Source organism: Chamaesiphon sp. OTE_20_metabat_361, assembly GCF_031364565.1.
This window is the reverse complement of sequence record NZ_JANLWO010000528.1, coordinates 1-2,198: the sequence shown is the minus strand read 5'-3', so window position 1 is coordinate 2,198 and position 2,198 is coordinate 1. Positions and strand designations below refer to the sequence as shown.

Sequence of the window (2,198 nt, the reverse complement as noted above, 5' to 3'; positions counted from 1 at the left end):
TCTAAGTGCATAATCGGCAGTTTGGCGATCGTTAATGCCATGCAGCCCGAGCAGATCGACATACTCCAAGTTAAGCCGCAATAGGCATAACTCAAAAGTTCGCCTAAATTCTGCGGCATCGGCAATAGGTGCAACTTTAGTTTGAAAAATATAATCTTGACGATTTAATTTTGGTAAAACTTGACCGAGCTGAACCTCCGAAGAACCATAAAATCTAGCTGTTTCAATATGATTTATCCCGACAGCTAGCGAACGGCGAATTGTTGCTTCAAGGTTCAGTTGATTTTCTTTAGGAATTTCTGATAAGGGGATATCTTGCCATTTATGTTGATAGCGCATTCCACCACATGAAAAGACAGGCATTTGGAGTTCGGTTCGACCAAATCGACGATATTGCATGGTTGGTAGGGGGTAGAGGGTAGGGGGGTAAAAGGTAGGAGGTAAGAGGTAAGAGGTAGGAGGTAGGAGGTAAGAGGTAAGAGGTAAAAGACAATCCCTCAGTCCCCTATCCCCCATGAATATCAGCAATGAAGAACCGATCGCCAAGAGAGTCTATCGGACAGATCGGGTACTCTAGAGAGACGGTGTACCAATACAAGCATCAATGTTAAATCTCAATAATGCTCTTTCTGTTTTACTACTATTTGTTCCAGTTTCGATCGCGGGGCACTTTTTAGGCTGGAGCGAACCGATCGTTTTTGTCACTTCTGCGCTGGCAATTATCCCCTTGGCGGCATGGATGGGGACAGCAACAGAGGAAATAGCGGTAGTGATGGGGCCAGCGCTTGGAGGCTTACTCAACGCTACTTTTGGGAATGCGACAGAATTAATTATTGCGCTGGTGGCGCTCAATGCGGGATTGATCGATGTCGTCAAAGCCAGTATTACAGGCTCGATTATTGGTAACTTATTGCTGGTGATGGGATTTTCAATGCTGCTTGGTGGTTTGAGATATAAAGAGCAGGTCTTTCAACCGATTGTAGCGCGGGTGAATGCGTCGAGTCTCAATCTAGCGGTAATTGCGATGTTGTTACCAACAGCAGTGGATTACACTTCGACAGGGATCGATGCCGATGCGATTCAAAAACTCTCGCTCGCCGTCTCGGTTGTGCTGATTGGCGTCTATGGGTTAACGCTATTATTTTCGATGAAGACGCATACCTACCTGTATGATGTGGCGTTGGCAGATTTGGATCTGGAAGAACTAGCAGACGCCAATTTGGATGGCGACAACGACCATGAAGCCGTTAATTTACCTCTGTGGATTTCAGTACTATTAGGTTGTACATTACTCGTTGCTGTCGAATCAGAATTTTTAGTTTCGACCCTAGAAGTAGCCACTAAACAACTAGGCTTAACAGCATTATTTACAGGCGTAATTTTAGTGCCGATCGTCGGTAACGCCGCCGAACATGCTACTGCGGTGACTGTCGCGATGAAAGATAAAATGGATTTATCTGTGTCGGTAGCATTAGGTTCGAGCTTACAGATCGCGTTATTTGTAGCACCCGTGTTAGTACTAGCTGGATACATTATGGGCAAGCCCATGAATTTAAATTTCAATCCATTTGAACTCGTAGCTGTAGCTGTATCGGTATTGATTGCCAACTCGATTAGTTCGGATGGACGATCTAATTGGCTTGAAGGTAGTTTGTTGTTAGCCGCTTATGTCGTTTTGGGATTTGCCTTTTACTTCCATCCTGTAATTGATGGCATTGGATAATTGATAATTGATAATTGATAATTGATAATTGGGTTTTTAAGATGGGGTATAAATCCCCATCCTAAAAAGCGGATGGAGTCGCGCTGAGGGAACCCCAGCGTGCGTTCCACCAAGCAGTGGATTCATTTTCAGATAGGTTCCCTGTCCATGAAAATGAACCAAGCACAATCCGCCTAAAGGAGGGGGAGTTAAACCCCTGCATGTCGCTCATAAATCCTTGGCACTAAGGCCGATCGTGTTAAAATTCCTGATATAGAAAGTTTAATTGCAGACTGGATCTCGTAGCCTAAATGACAATCTGGTTCAATCTACTCGGGATTATCGCGATCGGGTATGGATTGTGGTCTAAAAATGTCGGTCTTACTGTGGCAGGTTGTGCGATATCGCTCGGATTATCCGTGCCGATTCTCTACCAAGGTAGCCGTCACCGCCTGCCAAAATCGCTCTCTTCAGACCAACAATTGCGGTTAGTTAC

The 2,198-nt window shown here is 44.9% G+C and carries 2 protein-coding genes and 1 pseudogene; 2 read left to right on the top strand and 1 reads right to left on the bottom strand.

All coding sequences use genetic code 11. The features are described from left to right. On the bottom strand, positions 1-399 hold a 399-nt coding region (locus RMO35_RS15240), incomplete at its 3' end, for an aldo/keto reductase (protein WP_309742176.1). Positions 400-604: 205 nt separating this feature from the next. On the opposite strand from RMO35_RS15240, the gene cax reads away from it, so the two are divergent. Together cax and RMO35_RS15230 are read left to right on the top strand one after the other, a co-directional pair. Beyond that, on the top strand, positions 605-1,723 hold the full coding sequence (gene cax / locus RMO35_RS15235; protein ID WP_309742175.1) for a calcium/proton exchanger: 1,119 nt from the start codon (positions 605-607) through the stop codon (positions 1,721-1,723). A gap of 290 nt (positions 1,724-2,013) precedes the next feature. Continuing rightward, positions 2,014-2,198: pseudogene (locus tag RMO35_RS15230) on the top strand (pentapeptide repeat-containing protein); the annotation flags it as partial.